The organism is Pontibacter sp. LHS2 (assembly GCF_058932845.1).
Genome location: NZ_JBZYWG010000003.1, coordinates 273,354 through 291,856 on the forward strand (window position 1 = coordinate 273,354; position 18,503 = coordinate 291,856).

General features: G+C 49.4%; 13 protein-coding genes. 2 read left to right on the plus strand and 11 right to left on the minus strand.

Features of this window, described 5'->3' with window-relative positions:
* The gene (locus AC5FX6_RS14475; RefSeq protein ID WP_493597771.1) at positions 1 to 3,126 is read right to left on the minus strand and encodes a SusC/RagA family TonB-linked outer membrane protein; all 3,126 of its coding nucleotides are present in this window, start codon (positions 3,124 to 3,126) and stop codon (positions 1 to 3) included.
* A 1,035-nt stretch (positions 3,127 to 4,161) separates the two neighbouring features.
* Here AC5FX6_RS14475 and AC5FX6_RS14480 point away from each other — a divergent pair.
* Positions 4,162 to 7,356 carry a SusC/RagA family TonB-linked outer membrane protein gene (locus tag AC5FX6_RS14480; RefSeq protein WP_493597772.1) on the plus strand — a complete coding sequence of 1,065 codons (3,195 nt, stop codon included), beginning with the start codon at positions 4,162 to 4,164 and terminating at the stop codon, positions 7,354 to 7,356.
* 20 nt (positions 7,357 to 7,376) lie between these two features.
* Entirely contained in the window at positions 7,377 to 8,840 is a 1,464-nt protein-coding gene (locus AC5FX6_RS14485; protein ID WP_493597773.1) for a SusD/RagB family nutrient-binding outer membrane lipoprotein, read from the plus strand.
* Positions 8,841 to 8,920: 80 nt separating this feature from the next.
* On the opposite strand, the gene prfB is transcribed toward AC5FX6_RS14485, so the two are convergent.
* The 10 genes from prfB to AC5FX6_RS14535 form a co-directional block, all read right to left on the minus strand.
* Positions 8,921 to 9,998, minus strand: a protein-coding gene (gene prfB / locus AC5FX6_RS14490; RefSeq protein WP_493597774.1) for a peptide chain release factor 2 whose coding sequence is annotated in 2 segments (ribosomal slippage) — positions 8,921 to 9,937 and positions 9,939 to 9,998 — 1,077 coding nt in all. Because the reading frame shifts where the segments join, the coding sequence is not laid out codon by codon here.
* Between the two features lie 84 nt (positions 9,999 to 10,082).
* Positions 10,083 to 11,156: a branched-chain amino acid aminotransferase gene (locus tag AC5FX6_RS14495; protein ID WP_493597775.1), complete on the minus strand. Its 1,074-nt coding sequence runs from the start codon at positions 11,154 to 11,156 to the stop codon at positions 10,083 to 10,085.
* A 32-nt stretch (positions 11,157 to 11,188) separates the two neighbouring features.
* Positions 11,189 to 11,740 (minus strand): cob(I)yrinic acid a,c-diamide adenosyltransferase, encoded by a 552-nt coding sequence (locus AC5FX6_RS14500; RefSeq protein WP_493597776.1) that lies wholly within the window; start codon positions 11,738 to 11,740, stop codon positions 11,189 to 11,191.
* A gap of 3 nt (positions 11,741 to 11,743) precedes the next feature.
* Complete coding sequence (locus AC5FX6_RS14505) at positions 11,744 to 12,466, minus strand: ABC transporter ATP-binding protein (RefSeq protein ID WP_493597777.1); 723 nt, start codon at positions 12,464 to 12,466, stop codon at positions 11,744 to 11,746.
* Between the two features lie 10 nt (positions 12,467 to 12,476).
* Positions 12,477 to 15,521 carry a tetratricopeptide repeat protein gene (locus AC5FX6_RS14510; RefSeq protein ID WP_493597778.1) on the minus strand — a complete coding sequence of 1,015 codons (3,045 nt, stop codon included), beginning with the start codon at positions 15,519 to 15,521 and terminating at the stop codon, positions 12,477 to 12,479.
* Between the two features lie 15 nt (positions 15,522 to 15,536).
* The gene (gene gatC / locus AC5FX6_RS14515) at positions 15,537 to 15,824 is read right to left on the minus strand and encodes an Asp-tRNA(Asn)/Glu-tRNA(Gln) amidotransferase subunit GatC (RefSeq protein WP_493597779.1); all 288 of its coding nucleotides are present in this window, start codon (positions 15,822 to 15,824) and stop codon (positions 15,537 to 15,539) included.
* Positions 15,799 to 16,572 (minus strand): lysophospholipid acyltransferase family protein, encoded by a 774-nt coding sequence (locus AC5FX6_RS14520; protein ID WP_493597780.1) that lies wholly within the window; start codon positions 16,570 to 16,572, stop codon positions 15,799 to 15,801. The genes gatC and AC5FX6_RS14520 overlap by 26 nt, the downstream gene beginning before the upstream one ends.
* 69 nt (positions 16,573 to 16,641) lie before the next feature.
* Complete coding sequence (locus AC5FX6_RS14525; RefSeq protein WP_493597781.1) at positions 16,642 to 17,202, minus strand: NUDIX domain-containing protein; 561 nt, start codon at positions 17,200 to 17,202, stop codon at positions 16,642 to 16,644.
* Positions 17,203 to 17,382: 180 nt separating this feature from the next.
* On the minus strand, positions 17,383 to 17,562 hold the full coding sequence (locus tag AC5FX6_RS14530; RefSeq protein WP_493597782.1) for a hypothetical protein: 180 nt from the start codon (positions 17,560 to 17,562) through the stop codon (positions 17,383 to 17,385).
* A gap of 100 nt (positions 17,563 to 17,662) precedes the next feature.
* Positions 17,663 to 18,484 (minus strand): retropepsin-like aspartic protease, encoded by an 822-nt coding sequence (locus AC5FX6_RS14535; protein WP_493597783.1) that lies wholly within the window; start codon positions 18,482 to 18,484, stop codon positions 17,663 to 17,665.
* Positions 18,485 to 18,503: the final 19 nt, after the last annotated feature.

Sequence of the window (18,503 nt, forward strand, 5' to 3'; positions counted from 1 at the left end):
TTAGAAGCCAAGGTTTAAGCCAACTGTGAACACACGCTGCTGTGGCTGACCGTTCCAGTCAACACCAAGGTTGTTGTTGTTCAGGTTAGTATAAGTTTCTGGGTCAAGACCTGAGTAGTCAGTGATCACGAAAGCGTTTTGTACCTGAGCATAAACTCTCAGACGATCCACGCTGATACGATCAGACAAAGTCTTAGGCAGTGTGTAGCCAAGTGACAGGTTGCTTACTTTCAGGAAGTCGCCGCTCTCAACAAAACGAGAAGAAGACTCACCGTTTGTGTTGATAAAGTTACCATAGTTTGCACCAGCAGCCAGTTTTGGAGTCTGTCCATCACCTGGGTTCTCTGGAGACTGCCATCTGCCAAGGATCTCACGACCGTTGTTCTCAAACGCCATTGTCAAAAGGTCCTGACGTGTACGGTTCATGATCTTGTTACCACCTGAGAAACGAACAAATACGTTTGCATCGAAGTTTCCAAGTTTGAAGTTGTTATCAAAACCACCGAACCACTTAGGAAGCGTGTTGCCCAAAATTACTTTGTCAGCATTAGAAAGCGAAGATTGTGCTCCTAGTGTGCTTGGGTTAGCTGGGTCGTATCCGTAATACACACCGGCAGAACCACCGTTGCCACCAATGTTACCTTGTACCAGTGAGCCATCGCCTTTGCGGTAGATTGGGTTACCGTTCGCACTGTTCACACCTTCGTACTGGTAGCCATAGATAGAGTTGATAGACTCGCCTTCACGGTGGATGGTGTACTCATACACGATATCCTGACCGTCAACCAATCCTTTCACTTCGTTGTTCTGAGTAGAGAAGTTGAAGTTAGAGTTCCAGCTGAAGTTAGATTTGTCAATCACTGTACCAGAGATCGAGAATTCGATACCATTGTTGTCAACGCGACCGATGTTACGGGTGATATAGTTGTTAGGCACACCCAGTGATGGAGGTGTTGGAGCCTGAAGAACAATATCGGAGTTATTTTTCATCCAGTAAGCCAGTTCCAGGTTCAGACGGCCATCGAATAAGCCCAGATCAATGCCGAAGTCAGTGATTTTCTGTGCTTCCCAACGCAAGTCAGGGTTACCCGTGTTGCTGAAAGAGATACCGTTGAAAGTACCGTACTGAGCAGCTCCGAATGAACCTAGGTAAGGGTAGTTACCTGGGATACCGATGTTACCAACTTCTGCAAAGCTACCACGCAGTCTCAGGTCAGAGATTACGCTAAGTGCTGAAGAGTTCTTGAAGAAATCTTCTTCAGAGATTCTCCATGCAGCAGATACGCCAGGGAAGTAACCCCAACGGTTGTCTTCTGATAACTTAGAAAGACCGTCAGCACGCATAGAAGCACCAATATAGTACTTGCTCGCATAGTTGTAGTTGAAACGACCTAAGTAAGAAGCAAGACCGTTTTCGCCGATACCACCAAAGGCAAACTGGTTAGCAAACGCACCACTTACAAGGTTCTCGCTGAAGAAACGGTCAGAAAGGCCAGTACCCTGAGCCTGGAAGAAGCTAGTTCTTGTCTTGTTGTATTCCTGAACTGCAGTAATATCCAAGTTGTGAACTTCGTTGAACGACTTATTGTAGCTCAGGATGTTCTGCCAGTTCCATGCTTTGATCGGAGAGTAAGCCTGAGAAACCAGACCGCTAGAACCGATACCATCACCATGACGTGGGTCATTGTACAGGAAGTCGTCAACCAGGGTCAAGTCAGCACCCAATTGCGTTCTGAAACGCAGGTTGTCAATTAGTTTAAAATCCAGGAATACGTTACCCAGACCACGGTAAGTAGTTGCTCTACGCTTATTGTTATCCAGTACGAAACGGATGTTTGGAATACCGTTCGCAATGATACCAGCGTTCGGTCCACGACCAAGGGCTCTAGGCTCCTGGAAGTCGATATTGTATCCAGTTGGGTGAGCAGGGTTAAACACTGGCACGTTAGGGTGCATACGGATCACACTGAAGATGTTACCAGACAAGCTGTTAGAACCTGTTAATGGACCAGAGTTGATCTGATTGGTCAAACCAGCCTGCAAACCGAAGTCAAGGAAACTAGTTACTTTAGTCTGCAAGTTAGTACGGATTGAATAACGCTCCAGGCTGTTAGCAACGCCAATACCTTCCTGGTTAGAGTAACCCAAAGAGAAATAGTAAGTTGTTTTGTCAGTACCGCCGCTGGCAGAGAATGCATGGCTGTGCTGGAAAGCAGTACGGAATACTTCGTCATTCCAGTCAGTATCAGCATCACCTAATGCAGCTGGGGAAGTCTGACCTAGGTTTGCATATTTTTCGTTTGTGATTTCAACGAACTCACGTGCGTTCAGCAGGTCGTGCAGTTCGATTGCCTTAGCAGAACCTGCCCAGCCATCATAAGAGAACTTGGCCTGACCAGACTTACCACGCTTAGTAGTAATAAGGATTACACCGTTAGAGGCACGCGAACCGTAAACCGCTGTCGCAGCACCATCCTTCAGGATTTCGAATGACTCGATATCGTTCGGGTTGATGTCAGCAAGTGCGTTAGATGGTGTAAATCCACCCAGGTTACCAGACGTAGCAGGCACACCGTCAATTACGATAAGTGGCTGTGTGTTGGAAGAGATAGAGTTTACACCACGGATGTTGATCTTTGGAGGAGCACCCAGGATACCAGATGGCTGCGTGATCTGTACACCAGAAGCACGACCGGCCAGCTGCTGGTCAAAAGATGGCGTTGCCAGGTTGGCAATCGTCTCACCTTTAACCTGCGCAATAGAGCTGGTTACGTCTTTTTTCTGCTGTGTACCATAACCAACAACTACAACTTCATCCAGTTGTCTCTGGTCAATTTCAAGTGTTACGTTAATAGATGCGGATGTTCCGATTGGACGCTCTACAGTTCTGTAACCGAGGAATCGGAATACAAGCGTGTTGCCGTCAGCCGGCACATTAATAGAATAAGTACCGTCAGCACCGGTAGCCGTACCGGAGCTAGTGCCCTTAACAAGCACTGCAACACCGGGAAGGCCTTCGCCTGTCGCCTGGTCTGTCACAGTACCCGTAACAGTTCTGCCCTGCGCCAGTGCCTGTTGAAGCACGACGAATACCAGCGCAAAACTCAATAGTAGTAGTTTTTTCATTGGTCTGTTAATTGAGGTGAAAGATAAATAGTAGTTAAGGTTTAAGAATTAAAAGAAGCATAACCAAAATGCTAGTGTACATAAGTGCTTCACTTAAGTGGTTAAAATAGCTGAATAATGGTATTAATGCCCAGCAGCTAAACAGAAATTAAACAAGCTTGTTTATCACTCAAGCAAAATTTTTACACTATTTGATTGCTCCAAACTAAGAATAATTTTCCAATATATACAAAACTGCTATTCAAAAATCTGCGCACTTATCTTCGTCTTTTTCAGCGCTTTAACCCTTCATCTTGTGTTATTACAAAATCGCACAGAGATAAGCGCTATATAAACATCACTCAATATACTGTATTTCAGAATACTACTCTCTTACACCTGTAATTACCACCTTGACATAACACCAAACCAATTTATATATAGCCACCAACCATTCTCGTAAGTTATTCTTATTCAATGTTATAACACATACCCTTATAAAAGCCATTTACCTAAGAATCGAGTTGAAATACGCCATTACCAGCTAGTCTCAAACATGAAGGCTTAATCACGCTCCAATCCAAATCGCACAGTACTCCATTTGATCCACTGCAGTACCAATAAATTGATTGATGAAATAACTGGTCCGGTACTGCAAAATTGAGGACTCTCACGCTTAACGGGTTTGACCCGATCGATCACCTTTTCCCATTTTTATATCCCTATCAGTAGTGCTTATATCTAAAGTCAGCAAACTTATTTATATAAATATATACATATCATAAATATTATTCTTTAAAATCAATTTTAGTTAAAATACTATAAATCAAGTGCTAATTAAGATTTGACACGTATAATGTTAAGATCACTAAATTGAACTATAACATTAAATAATAGATACATCATTATATTTAATGTTCAAACTTTTAGTGTAATCATTTAGGGTCAAATTATATAAGACTCTTCTAAGACTACCTCTCTAGTAAGTGCCCAAACTCGTGGCACTTTTGCCAACCTGATGCTACACATCTAAGTGAAACCAAAACTCTTTGGGACATGAACAAACTACTACTAGTAAGTTTTATTCTGGTGCTCACGCTTTTTCAACAAGCCATGGCACAGACTAGAACGGTCACGGGTACCGTGACAGACCAGGAAACAGGGCAAGGACTGCCCGGTGTCGCTGTGCTGGTACAAGGTACCAGCGTCGGCACCGCTACCGGAGCCAACGGCGAATACACCATCAACGTGCCTGAGGGCTCAAACACACTCGCATTCCGCTTCATTGGTTACGCCACCGTTACACGCAATATCGATAATCAAAGTACAATCAATGTAGCCTTGAGCGTGGATACCCGCCAATTGGGTGAGGTTGTGGTCACAGCATTCGGTATAGAAAGAGAGGAAAGAGCACTCAGCTACTCCGTGCAACAGGTAGATGGGGAAGCCGTCACGCGCGCTAACCACCCCAATGTCACGAACGCACTGCAGGGTAAAGTAGCTGGCGTAGTGGTGCGCCAATCCAGTGGTATGCCAGGCTCGTCTTCACAAATCACCATCCGGGGAGCCCGCTCTCTTGTAGGCAACAACCAGCCCCTGTATGTGGTGGACGGTATGCCAATTGAAAGCGATGCCATACAACAGGCCGGGGGCACAGGTATAGGTGTTGGGGGTGTAAGCGGAACAGACGCATCGGCACGTGCACTTGACATTAACCCGAACGACATCGAGTCGATCTCTGTGCTTAAAGGGGGTGCCGCCGCAGCACTCTATGGTGTTCGCGCCGCGAACGGGGTTGTACTCATCACTACCAAAAAAGGAAGGGGCCTTGATGCACAAGATAGAGCCACAATCACTTTCTCAACTGATTACCAGATCGACCGGGTGTCTCGACTACCTGACCTGCAAAGCACTTACTCCCAAGGCTCAGGTGGTGCGTATGATCGCACAACCTCCCTCTCGTGGGGACCGAGAATTAGCACACTGGGCGATGTGGTTGACGCCAGAGGTGAGACCGTATCGGGCAATAGAGTATTTGACAACATGGATCCGTTCTTCCAGACAGGTCATACGGCCACTAACAGCATTTCATTGGCCAACAGCGGGCAGATCGGTAACTATGCCGTGACCTTGGGCTATACCGACCAGGAAGGCATTATCCCGACCACGGGCATGGAGCGCTTCACTGGCAAAATAGCCGGCGAGTTCAAGGTGCACCCCAAAGTGACACTTGGCGCATCTGCTAACTATTCTGACGTGCATATCGACAAGGTGCCAGGCGGCTCCAACTTGTCCAACCCGCTTTTCACACTGTACGCCGCACCTCGGAACTTCGACCTGTGGGGACTGCCTTTTGCAGACCCACTCAACCCCTACAGACAAATTAACTATCGCGGACAGATAGATAATCCCCGCTGGTCTCTTGCCAACAACCAGTTCTACGAAGATACTCGCCGGGTTATCAGCACGGCCAATATTAATTACCAGGCACTCGAATGGCTGCAAGTAAACTACAGACTGGGCGGCGACTTCTTCATCACTGACGGGAAAGAGGTATATGAGCTTGGCTCAGGTTTTACAGGCGGTAGAGGCGCCACACCATCAGGGGGGCAGATCAACGACTATGCCTTCAACCAGAACCAGATCAACTCCAACCTGTCAGTGATCCTTAATAGAGAGTTCGGAGAAGATCTAACCGCCAATTTGCTATTGGGAAATGAAATCTACGATATCCGTAACCGACTTATCTCCACAGTAGGCCGGGGTATCGCCCAGGGTGGTTTCCGCAACATAAGCAACACAGTGGTACAGAACGCTGCAGAGACCATCACCCGACGAAGAGTGGCCGGCTTTTACGCCAATGCGGAGGTGGGCTTCCGGGATTACCTCTTCCTGAACGCCTCTGCCCGACAGGACTACGTTTCTAACCTGGCCCGAGGCAACCGTACGTTCTTCTACCCATCGGTGGGTGTAGGCTTTGCCTTTACAGATGCCTTCGGTATAGACAATAACATCCTGAATTTCGGTAAACTGAGAGCATCCTATGCAGAGGCTGGCCAGGCGCCAGACCAAGCATATATCACCCGAAACATTTTCATTCCGGGTGGTGCGCTAAACGTTGGTGGCTTCCTGAACGAAGGTATTCAGTTCCCTTTCAACAACACCATCGGCTATACCCGTAGCGCCGTGTTCAGAACAGAAGACTTGAGACCTCAAAACACCAGAACAATTGAGTTTGGCGGTGACTTCAGGTTATTTGACAACCGCTTCACACTGGACTATACCTATTATGTGCAAACAACAGAAGACCAGATTTTCAGTGTGCCGGTTGCGGCCTCTTCGGGCTTTACATCTGAGTTCAGGAATGCCGGTCGCTTGGAAACGAAAGGCCATGAATTGATTGCCACGGTAATCCCTTTCCGAACCGACAACTTTGAATGGACCTTCACTACCAACTATACCCGCTACAGAAACCGGGTGGTTGAATTGGCAGAGGGTGTGGAGAGTATCTTCCTTGGGGGCTTTGTGACACCAAACGTTCGGGCTGAGGCCGGAGCACTATACCCCATTATATTCGGATCCTCTTTTATAAGGGATGATAACGGCAATGTGGTGGTGGACAGCCGCCAAACCATAGCTGGCAATCCTAACCCTAGGTATGGCATGCCACTGCTTGGAGGCGAGGCCAAGAATATCGGCAACGTACAGCCTGACTTCGAGATGTCGTTCACCAACGGTTTCACGTTCAGAGGCATCAGCCTGACGGCGCAGGTAGACTGGCGAAAAGGCGGCAACATGTACGCCGGTAACACCAGACTCCTGAAGCTGTACGGCATGGCTGAACTGACTGAAGACCGCGAAAGTGACTTCGTATACCCTGGCGTAAAAGGCTTCCAGGATGAAAACGGCAACCTGGTTGTAGAGGGGCCGAATGACATTAACATCGTCCGGGGTCAAACTTACTGGCAGAGCACACTGGATGCCATTGACGAGTCCAACGTATACTCCACCTCATTTGTCAGGCTGCGGGAGGTAGCGCTGAGTTTCTCACTCCCTGAAACGCTTACCGAACGGACCTTCATTAAAAACGCTTCTGTAGTACTGACCGGTCGTAACCTCTTCCTGATTACCGACTACCCTAACTTTGACCCTGAGACGAGTGTGGGCGGGGGCAGCAACTTCCAGGGATTGGAGTATGTGACGCTACCGCAGGCTAGAAGTTTTGGCGCCGGTTTGAGACTAACATTTTAACAGACAGAAATCATACGATCATGAAAAAGCATAGATATATAAGTTATCTTATCGCTGTCGGGTTAGTCCTTGTAGGCGGCTCTTGCAGTGATGACACACTGGATGAGATCGACACGAACCCCAACAGCCCAGAGGAGGTTTCGGTAAACCTACTCATGCCACAGGTTACAGTAAACGTCCCAACAGCGGTGACAGGCGCTGACTTGGCTTGGTACTCCTCTGTCTTTGTGCAGCACACTGCGGGCGTGCACGCTCAGCTGCAAGAGGCTGATCGCCGCTCCGGCCTGGAGAACAACACGCTGGTCAACAACATGTGGAATAACATTTACGCCGGGGTGCTACCAGACCTGAACATTATTATTGAGCGAGGCTCACCGGGTGGTGCAGAGGAGGGCAACCTGGTGCACGTAGGTATAGCCAAAGTACTCAAGGCATACACCATGTCCGTAGCCACAGACATATGGGGCAGCGTACCTTATTCTGAAGCAGGCCAGGGTGTGGAGAACCGCACTCCCACTTATGATTCGCAGCAGCAAATCTACACCGAGATTCAGAACCTGCTTGATGAAGCGATTGTTGATCTGGCAAGCGGGGCTCCCACCCCAGCAGGACAGGACCTGATCTACTCTGGTAACGTGACCAACTGGACTCGGGCGGCCTACTCCTTGAAAGCAAGGTTCCATAACAGATTGAGTAACATCGATCCAACTGGTTCTGCGCAAGCCGCGCTTGCGGCTGCGGCTCAGGGTTTCGAAAACGCTAGCCAGAATTTCACTTTCAGCAGGTATACAGCTGCGGCTATTGGGGAACACCCGTGGTGGCAGGAGGCCAATGACAGAAGTCACCACGCCGTGAGCGAATCATTTGTGCAAACGTTGATGAGTTTGAATGACCCTCGCTTGCAAGCCATGGTCGCTCCTGCTCCTAATACGGGTGAGATCACAGGCGCGCCAAACGGCACGCAGACAAACGATCAGGCAAACCGCAACTTCTCGGATGTAAAAAACCCGAATAACACTCCTTCTCCCGGCCCTTACGTGTTGAGTGCGACTTCCACAATGCCTATCATGACTTATGATGAGCTGAAGTTTATTGAGGCAGAGGCACACTTAAGATTGGGAAATACGGCAGAGGCACTGGTAGCTTTCCAGGAGGGAATCCGTGCCGCTATGGTTAGGCAGATTAATGCCCCGGCCCCTGCTATAGAGGCTTACATCGCGGCAAATGCTTCGACTGTTTCACTGGAAAGCATCATCCGCCAGAAATGGATCGCTTTTTTCTACTTCCAATCCATCGAGGCTTACAACGACTGGAGAAGAACGGACTTGCCTGCCTTTATAGCCCAGCACCCGATCTCACCTCCGCCATTGCGCTTCCCTTATGCACAGAACGAACTGGACACGAACGAGGCTAACGTACCAAACGTAAGGGGCTCTCAGATATTCAACGAAGGTGTGTGGTGGGATGATGGAACAGAGGATTAACATAAAGCACTATTTCAGTATTAACAAAAGAGGCTCCAACATAGGAGCCTCTTTTGTATACTATCAGGTATAATCTAATCTTAAGCTTGCATCAAGTACGCCTTGATGTACTCGTCCAAGTCACCGTCCAGTACATTCTGCACATCTGACCGCTCTACACCCGTGCGGATGTCCTTCACGAGTTTGTACGGATGCAGTACGTAGTTACGTATCTGGGAACCAAAGTCAATGCGCTTTTTGGTACTCTCAATCCTGTCACGCTCTTCGTTGCGCTTCTCGATCTCGATCTGGTAGAGCCTAGAGCGGAGCATACGCAGGGCATGCTCTTTGTTCATCAATTGCGAACGCTCAATCTGGCACTCGATCACAATGCCAGTTGGCTTGTGCTTCAAACGCACTGCCGTCTCCACCTTGTTCACATTCTGGCCTCCAGCCCCACCTGAGCGGAAAGTATCCCACTCAATATCACTCGGATTCACTTCGATGTTGATGGTGTCATCCACTACCGGATAAGCAAATATGGAAGCAAATGAGGTATGGCGACGACCACCCGAATCAAATGGGGAAATGCGTACCAGGCGGTGCACGCCGATCTCGGATTTGAGGTATCCATAGGCGAAGTCTCCGGTAATCTCCAGCGTGGCTGATTTTATACCTGCCCCTTCTCCCGGGTTATAGTTGACCTGCTTCACGCTAAAGTTGTGCGACTCGGCCCACATGATGTACATGCGCATCAACATCTCGGCCCAGTCCTGGCTCTCCGTACCGCCTGCGCCCGGGTTGATCTCCAAGATGGCGCTTAGCTGGTCTTCCTCGCCACTGAGCATTCGCTTGAACTCCAGCCCTTCGATATCGCCTTCTGTCTTCTTTGCCTCCGCTTTTATATCTTCGTCGGATACATCGCCTTCTTTGTAGAAATCGAAGAGTACTTCCAGGTCGGAGACTGACTTCTCCACTTCCTCGTAGTGGTCCGTCCATACCTTCAGCGATTTAACTTCTTTGAGTACTTTTTCGGCTGCTTTCGGGTCATCCCAAAAGTCAGGTGCCAGTGTTTGCCTTTCTGTCTCGGCTATCTGTTGTTTCTTGTTATCGTAGTCAAAGATACCTCCTCAAGGCTTCGACACGAGCCTTTAATTCCTTCAATTGTTCTGAAGTCATGTTTCCTATTTTTATTTAAAACGCTAAAATGCTGGACCAAAAGCCGATGCAGCTTCCAGTCCAGCATTTACTTTTGTCTGATGATTATAAGCTAATCTTGTAGATCCAGTTATGCGTGTCAGGAGCCTGGCCGGTTTTGATGCGATCCAGCTCTGCCGCAATGCCATTGGATATCTCGCGACCTTCGATTGCAGGCAGGTCCATGTCCTCCCCGTTGTAATGTATAGTGGCGATCTGGGCAATCGTAGCGGCTGTTCCCGTACCGAATGCTTCCTGTAGCTTGCCGGCTTTGTGGGCTTCTACAATCTCGCTGACAGCCACTTTGCGCTCCTCTATAGGTATACCTTTGTCGCGTGCGATCTGCAGTACGCTGTCGCGGGTGATGCCTGACAGGATGGTCGTGCTGACAGCTGGGGTTACGATCTTGCCGTCAATCACAAACATCACGTTCATGGTGCCGGACTCCTCGATATACTTGTGTTCGCGTGAGTCAGTCCAGATGAGCTGGTGATAGCCTTGCTCCTGCATTTTGCGGGCCGGGTACAGAGCAGCGCCGTAGTTACCGGCAGCTTTGGCATAACCCGCACCACCTTCTGCTGAGCGCACATAGTTTGGTTCAATGGCAACGCGTAGCGGCTGACCATAGTAGGCGCCCACCGGGCAGCTGAACACCATAAAGCGGTAACTTGAAGATGGACGCACGCCAATGAACTCGTCGGTGGCGAAGATGAACGGACGGATGTAAAGCGCGCAACCAGCAGTTGGCGGCACCCAGGCAGCATCCAGGCGAAGCAACTGCTCCAGCCCCTGCATGAAGATCTCCTCAGGCAGCTCAGGTATGCACATGCGGTCTCCGGAAATGTTCAGTCGCTTGAAGTTATCGAGCGGTCTGAACAGCAGGATATCACCGTCAGCGTTCTTATAGGCCTTCATCCCTTCAAAGATCGCCTGTCCGTAGTGGAGTGCTGAGGTTGCCGGGCTGAGCGCCATATTGCCGTAAGGCTTGATTTCAGGGGTTTGCCAGGCACCGTCTTTGTAGTCGGCTACCAGCATATGGTCGGCAAATATCTTCCCGAATTCAATATTATTGAAGTCCAGCTCAGCAATGCGGCTCTGCGGGACGCACTGAGTGGCTATAGTTAGGGTATCAACTGACATAAATAAAGGGGGATTATTAGTTGAACAATGAATCAGACGCGTGGCTTCCAGGCGATTTCCTCAGCCTGTAACTCATACGTCATTTTTCGGCAAAGAGCGAACAGATAATCGGACAAACGGTTCAGGTACATGATCACCAAATCGTCTACCGGCGACTCTTCCTGCAGGCGGATGGCCAGACGCTCGGCGCGGCGGCATACGCATCGGGCCAGGTGGCCAAATGAAACGGACTGATGACCGCCCGGCAGCACAAAGGCACGCAGCGGTGGCACTTCAGCTGTCATCTCGTCGATTTGCTGTTCCAGTAGGGTTACGTCTTCGGCATGAAGGTCGGGGGTCACCATTTTGGTGTTCTTGTCAGGATCGGTGGCCAGCGTGGAGCCAATCGTGAAGAGGCGGTCCTGTATTTCTTTCAGGATGTCAGCCCTGCCTTTGTTTACCTCCTGGTCGCGCACCAGACCGATATAGGAGTTAAGTTCGTCTACGGTGCCGTACGCTTCTATGCGTAGGTGCGACTTAGCTACGCGGGTTCCTCCTATAAGGGAAGTGGTACCTTTGTCGCCTGTCTTTGTGTATATTTTCATGAGCTATTGCGCTGCGTTTAAATCTGCATGCGTCGTCACATCGTGGTTGATCTCGTCTGATTCGATAAGTCCGTCGCGAAGGCGCACTATCCGGTGAGCATATTTGGCAATATCCTCTTCGTGTGTCACCATGATGATGGTGTTGCCTTTGGCATGCAGGTTCTCGAACAGCTCCATGATCTCGTAAGAGGTCTTGGTATCGAGGTTACCGGTCGGTTCGTCAGCCAGGATGATACTCGGGTCGTTGATGAGTGCTCGGGCAATGGCCACACGTTGGCGCTGACCACCTGACAGTTCGTTAGGTTTGTGTTTACCACGGTTGCCAAGGCCTACACTCTCCAGCGCTTTCTGCGCTTTTTCCTCGCGTGATGTCTTGTTATACCCAGCGTAAATCAGCGGCAGGGCTACGTTTTCAAGAGAACTCTGTCGTGGCAGCAGGTTGAAGGTCTGGAATACGAAACCGATCTCCTTGTTACGCACTTCCGCTAACTCATTATCGGTCATGTTACTCACATCATTCCCGTTCAGCACATACTGCCCTCCGGTAGGGGTATCCAGACAGCCGATGATGTTCATGAGCGTGGACTTTCCGGAACCGGACGGCCCCATAAACGCCACATATTCTCCTCGCTCTATCTTGATAGACACAGACTTGAGTGCATGAATGGTCTCACTACCCATGCGGTATACCTTCGAAATATCGTGAGTCTCGATGATGGTGCTCATAGAACCTGTTTTAGAGTTGCCACTGATCTGCCTCTGCTGCTTTAGCTTGGCGCTGTTTATCAAATTTCTCTTTAAAAGTACTATATTCTGAAGCAGGAAGCAAGCTGCGTAACGAAACAAGCGCCTGGTCTGCATAGCTGACAAGCCCCCTGTTTACACTCTCCAGCGCATAGGCTTTGTAGAGCCTGGCCGAGTATGGATTGTAGGTGATACCGTCCAGCAGGATGTCATAGGCCTGCATTTCGGTCGGGCTATACCTGGCAAAGAACACGGCGGCATCTTCTACTACCTGCTCATCGAAAAGCAGCATCTTGATCGCCTGGCTGTATCGCTCGGCCGCTTCGCGATCGCGTCCCTTGATCTCTGCTATTTTAGCCCGGAAATACAGTTTGTGTCGTTTGTCTTTCGGAGTCAGGTATAGGTTATCCATCCGCTTTACCAGCACATCGTGATTTTTGGTGTTGAGCCATACCTGCATTTGCTGCAGGTTGAGCTTGGAGCGGAGCTCCCCTTCTGGCCGAAGTTCGGAGGCGGCCTCTTTTATAGCTTCATTGGCCAGTTTCCAAGCTCTTCTCTCCATGTAGTAATCCACCTTGGCTACCAGGGCCTCGCGGCGCAGGTCTTTTTCCTGCACACTCTTCACGATACGCTCTACATCCTCAGGCAACAGATCAGGCAGGTAAGCGATTAGGTACTGTACCTTGTCATGGTCCGGCGCCTGGGAAATGATCGTAGATGGCGACTGTTCAAGCGTCTCTTCCAGCGACTGTGCTACTGCAACCGCCGACTCAATTTCTGTAAACCCTACTTCACGAAGCGCCTCTACAGCCTGTTCGGTCTGATGGTTGAGAGCCAGGGCATACGCATGTGACAGAAACGCCTGCGCAAAACCCCTGTCCTTTGCTTCTTTAAAATAGTAAGCGGCGGCGCCATAGTTCTCTTCTTCCATCATCCAATACCCCAGGGCATTGTAATAATACCCGCTCCGCTCTCCTGCAGCCAGTGCCAGGTTCTCTACCACGCTGCGAGCCTCTTTTGGCCTGCCATCATAGTGGTGCACCAGGCCTTTCAGGTATAGCAGGTCTTCCATGAAGAGCCTGTTCTCCTGTGAGGCCAGGTAGCGGTTGATAGGCTTCAACAGGGAAGTATCACCTTTGTTAACGCTGGTGATGGTTTTGTTATAGAAAAGTGTCAGGTCTTCTACTCGTTCCAGCGAGTCTGGCACAAAATCATCGTCCTTGATGTCAGAAGTATTGCCCAGCAATTGGTTGAGGGCGGCCATATTGCTCCGCAGTGGCTTGTACTTGGTAGAACGGATCTCGGCTACCAGTTCCTTTGCCTCCTCGGGCATTGCTTGACGGGTATAGTAAGCAAGACGGTTGCTGCGTACCAGGTCTCCGTTTGAAGCATATTTCTGGGCCAGATCGAAGTAGTAGGTCACACTGTCATGCACACTGGTCTGAGCGTAAAGCAGGGCCAGGTTATTATAGATCTCTCCACTCTTTGGAAAAGCCACAGCTCCCTGCTGCAGCACATACAGTTTTTCGAAGAAATACTGCTTGCGGTCATACAGGTTGGCCAGTCGGATGTAGAGCTTCGGGTTAGGGCGTCGTTCCAGTGCCTCCTGCAGGCTCAGAATTTCCTTGTTGCGCTCGTTCTGGACGCGGTACATGGCTGACAAGCTGAAGTTAGCCTTCACGTTATTCACATCGAACAGATCACTCTCCTTGTAAAAGCGCTCCGCCAGAATGGTGTTGTCAGAACTCTGGTACAAATCGCCTAGGTAACTATAGTAACCGGCATAGGCATTGAAATACACTCTGAACTGGGTTCGCATCACCAGTATGGCCAGCAGAATAGCTCCCATAGTATAGATAGTATAGATAGGCAGCCTCTTAGGCTGGTATACTACCTTGTAAACGGCCAGTCGCTGTTTGATTAGTCCCCCGAAGTTTACCATCACATACAGGAAGAAGAATGCACCGAAAGCCAGGTGTGTGTAAACGATCAGGTTATGAAAAACCAATACGGCGGAGTCGTTGGCAGTGGCATGTGCATAACCGATGCTCAGGAAGGTAATGATCGCAAACACCAGGTAAATAATGGCACCTGTTGGTTTGAAGGGGAATAGCCTGCCATAGAGTGCTTCGCGCTGACGCATGCCCCAAAAACCGGCTATCGCCGAGAAAAGCAGGATAACGAATGCATTGATATAAAAGAAGTCACCTTTTACATAACCAACATGGCGCAGGTATAGCAGAACCAGATTCACCAGGTATAGCACGCTGACCAGCGCAAACTGCCAGATGCTGAAACGACGCTCAGGCTTATCGGCCTGTGTATTGATCCAGAGCAGGGCATTGATGTTCTCGTAACCGACCCAGATCATAAAAATCAGGGAGGCCACCATGAGCGCCAAAGAGCTATAGTTAGCAAGGTGCAGTGTGGTCAGCAGGGGTGGGAAATCGGACTCCATGTAGATAAAAGAGCCCAGAACACTCACCAGTGCGATCATTACCATGACCCTAACGGTGAAAGATACCTGTTGGTAAAAAGCCTGAAAGGCATAGCTTGCCAAGGCAAAAAGTACGATAGAGATCAGCAACGTGCCCTGACCGGTATTGCTGCCAATCACACCCAACAGGTCTAAGTTGAACGAGGCCAGCAACATCATGAGCAACAGCATACCTGCAAAGTAAGGGATGCGCTTCATGGTGGTGATAGCCGCTGTATAGAAAGCCAGGCAGAGGGCTAGTAGTAGTACGAGGGCTACCGCAGCAAACGTATTGATGACAGGCATTCCCACATCGTACTGCTCGGTGAGCAGGTAGCCATCGACATACAGCGTGAAAGGCTCCAGCAGACGCGAAAACTCGTGCACCGGCACCTTGACCACCTGCAACTCGGGCAGCTTATCCCAGGCCATGATGTTGCTCTCGCCAGTGAAGTAATGGTATACCCCCAGCATGAGCGCCAGCACAGCTACAATCAGCAAAAACAGGTAGGGAAACCTTGTGTCGGCGTCCCAGCTGTTCCAAAACTTGATTTTATTCATAGACAAACCGTCAGACTATTCGAGCACTTTCGGCACTCTGAAATAATCGGAGTCTTTCTTAGGAGCGTTTTTCAATGCTTGATCATGCGACACAGTATTCTCGGCCAGGTCTTCGCGCATCACATTTACTTCTTCTGACATGTGAATGAGCGGCTCCACACTGTCCGTGTCAAGTTCGCGAAGCTGATCCACCCAGTTCAGGATCTTGTTCAGGTCCTGCAGCATTTCCTGCTCCTTCTCTTCATTGAACTCCAGTCGGGCCAGGTGCGCGATCTTTCTAATGGTTTGTATATCGGTTGACATCTATCTTGTTATGTTTCTTAAGTTCTTCTTGAATGATATTAAATGCTTGCTCCTTCAGGGCAGGCAGGTCCTGCAAGGTCATACCTTTGGTTTCAATCGGCTCATGGATCACGATCTTGAGCGGGTGCCAACGCACTTTCAGCTTTCCGTCCAGGTCAGGCAGAAACTTGTGGTTGTAAGGCATGGTAACCGGCACAACAGGCAATTGCTTCTCAATGGCCAGGCGAAAAGGACCGTCTTTGAATGCCAGCAACTCCTCTCCTGCCGTAGGTGGTATGGTGCCCTCCGGAAAGATCACCAGATTGCGGCCCTGCTCCAGCGTGCGCACCGACTGTATATAGCTTTTGGCACTACTGATCGCACTCTTGCGGTCTACGGCAATATATAGCTTTTCGTATACCTTTCCCCAAAGCGGCACCTTGGTAAGCGAGCTCTTCCCCACAAAGTTAATAAAACCCGGAATGGCATGCAGTAAAAGCGGAATATCGAGGTATGAACTGTGGTTCGGCGTAAAAATATACTGTTTGTTGCGCTCAAAGCGCATTCGCCACTCTACCCGCAACGGTGCCAGAAACATGCGCAGTGCCGATGAGGACCAAAAGCGGTTAATGCCATGCACGTGCGGATACCAGCGCTGCTTGCGAATCAGCACAGCCTGAAACGGATACGTGACCACAAAAGGCATCACAAACCAGGTGACACACCAGGTTGTATAGAGGCGATGGGACAGGTATTTAAGCGCTTTCATGCCTTCAAATGTAAGAATATTCCACCAGTTAACAATCGGAGCGCTTCACCTAGTTAGCCACAAAAATGCCTACTTCTCCTGCTGCAGAAGTATAGCTGCTTTGAGTATACCTGCCACACTGATGGCATCAGTAATTTCGTTGTCCATGACCATGCGTACGGCCTCCTCGAAAGCCACCTTCCGGATATGAAGCTCCTCCGTCTCTTCAAAAGAAGTTTCGCCGGCCTTTAGTTCCTGCGCCAGGAAAACAAAGCCCTCTTCGTCCGTTACAGAATTGGAGGTATGCAGGCGGGCAATGTTCGTCCATTTCTCAGCCGTGAAGCCGGTTTCCTCCTGCAGTTCGCGCTTGGCAGACTCGAGTATGTCGTTTTCGATCAAGCCGCCTCCCATCGGAATTTCCCAACTGTACTCGTTGAGCGCATAGCGGTACTGACCCACCAGGTAGGTATAGCCTTCGTCGTCAACGGGTATGATGCCGATTGCTTTGTTCTTGAAGCTAACCACACCGTAAATGCCCTGACCACCTTTGGGGTTGAGCACCTGGTCCTCACGCACTTTTATCCAGGGGTTCTGGTAAATATCTTTGCTGGACAGGGTGGTCCAGGGATTGTGTTGTTCGTCTACCAACATGTTATTTTCTTTTGGCGATCATTCCTATTCCTACTTATGCTCCCAACAGGAGCGGCCCCACTCCGATCGTGGTGCGGCTTTCAGCCACTGCCCCCTCGGCATTAAGAGCTTTTCTAGAAATATGTTAAGGTTGTCTACATTCGAATTCCGGGCAAAGATAAGGTATAGAATGCATTCCTCTTAGGGGCGATAACCCTCTACTTCATCTACCCTGGTATTGTCCTTTTCCACGCCAGCTGTATCAGCGGGTGCCGTGTCTGGTTCAGGTTTGGTTATAGTGGTTTCCTCGGTATCAGGTGTGGTGTTGCAGCTGGCTAACAGGAAAAAGCCCAATGCAAAGGTTAAAAGGTATCTTTTCATAGTATCAGGGTTATTTTAGTATTGGTTAAATCGATATCCATGTTGCTCCGGTCAAACAATAAACGCTACCGACGCACTGACATTGGGGAACGCCGCCGCTTTAGTGCATCCATACCTGCCTGGCCGGGAAGTTGATGGTCATTTTGGTTTGACGAATCACGTCGTAGTTCAGCGCCCCATCGTAAATGATGTTCTCGGCGGCCGCCTTGCTCACCAGCTTTCGCCTACCCAACTGGATTGCAATCGGATTCAGGGCTGTGCGCTGGACAGTTGTATCGCTTTGGAGACCCCATCCGGAGGCAGTCGGGTGCGAAAGCAGTACCTCACTAATATTGCCGGTATCTAGAAGAAACCAGTAGGAGCGCCCTTGGTGGGGTATACCCAGAAATACATTCAGTTCGCCGCCGTCTAACCCATTGGCGAAACGGCTCGGCAACAGCGTTAGTCTGCCTTGTTGCTTTCTAAGAGCTGCCGGCGTCTCAACAAGGAGCCTGTTGGCCCTCAGGTCTAAGGTTACTATCTTATCCTGAAATGATTTTAATGAGATAACTCCGTCTACTTTCGGAAGACCTTCTGGCAGGATGCTCATCAGATCCCACACGCCAACGGTCGCATGAAAAAGAGGAACATTATCAATTCTGATCTCAATAGAATCAAGGTTCTGGTACCGAAACATCTCCCCATTCATGCGGAAGGCAGTTGCACTACCGTAAGGCTTCTTTCCGATTTTCTCAGCCACTTCAGGGGATATAAAAGTCTGGCCACCTCCTGTATCAAACAAAAAATTATAAGGTTGTCCCGCTATGGTAACCTCTACCTGTTTCAGATCTCTGAAATAGTCTTTCAGCTGAATGGTGTTCTGTGCTAAAGACTCACCGACAAAGGCTGCGCACAGGGCCAAAGTCAGGAAAAGTGTTTTCATTTTGAAAGTATGATTGACC

Bases quoted from the DNA above. Each gene is read 5' to 3' on its own strand.
- AC5FX6_RS14475 (WP_493597771.1), bottom strand. From the start codon at position 3,126: ATGAAAAAACTACTACTATTGAGTTTTGCGCTGGTATTCGTCGTGCTT.
- AC5FX6_RS14480 (WP_493597772.1), top strand. From the start codon at position 4,162: ATGAACAAACTACTACTAGTAAGTTTTATTCTGGTGCTCACGCTTTTT.
- AC5FX6_RS14485 (WP_493597773.1), top strand. From the start codon at position 7,377: ATGAAAAAGCATAGATATATAAGTTATCTTATCGCTGTCGGGTTAGTC.
- AC5FX6_RS14495 (WP_493597775.1), bottom strand. From the start codon at position 11,156: ATGTCAGTTGATACCCTAACTATAGCCACTCAGTGCGTCCCGCAGAGC.
- AC5FX6_RS14500 (WP_493597776.1), bottom strand. From the start codon at position 11,740: ATGAAAATATACACAAAGACAGGCGACAAAGGTACCACTTCCCTTATA.
- AC5FX6_RS14505 (WP_493597777.1), bottom strand. From the start codon at position 12,466: ATGAGCACCATCATCGAGACTCACGATATTTCGAAGGTATACCGCATG.
- AC5FX6_RS14510 (WP_493597778.1), bottom strand. From the start codon at position 15,521: ATGAATAAAATCAAGTTTTGGAACAGCTGGGACGCCGACACAAGGTTT.
- gatC (WP_493597779.1), bottom strand. From the start codon at position 15,824: ATGTCAACCGATATACAAACCATTAGAAAGATCGCGCACCTGGCCCGA.
- AC5FX6_RS14520 (WP_493597780.1), bottom strand. From the start codon at position 16,572: ATGAAAGCGCTTAAATACCTGTCCCATCGCCTCTATACAACCTGGTGT.
- AC5FX6_RS14525 (WP_493597781.1), bottom strand. From the start codon at position 17,202: ATGTTGGTAGACGAACAACACAATCCCTGGACCACCCTGTCCAGCAAA.
- AC5FX6_RS14530 (WP_493597782.1), bottom strand. From the start codon at position 17,562: ATGAAAAGATACCTTTTAACCTTTGCATTGGGCTTTTTCCTGTTAGCC.
- AC5FX6_RS14535 (WP_493597783.1), bottom strand. From the start codon at position 18,484: ATGAAAACACTTTTCCTGACTTTGGCCCTGTGCGCAGCCTTTGTCGGT.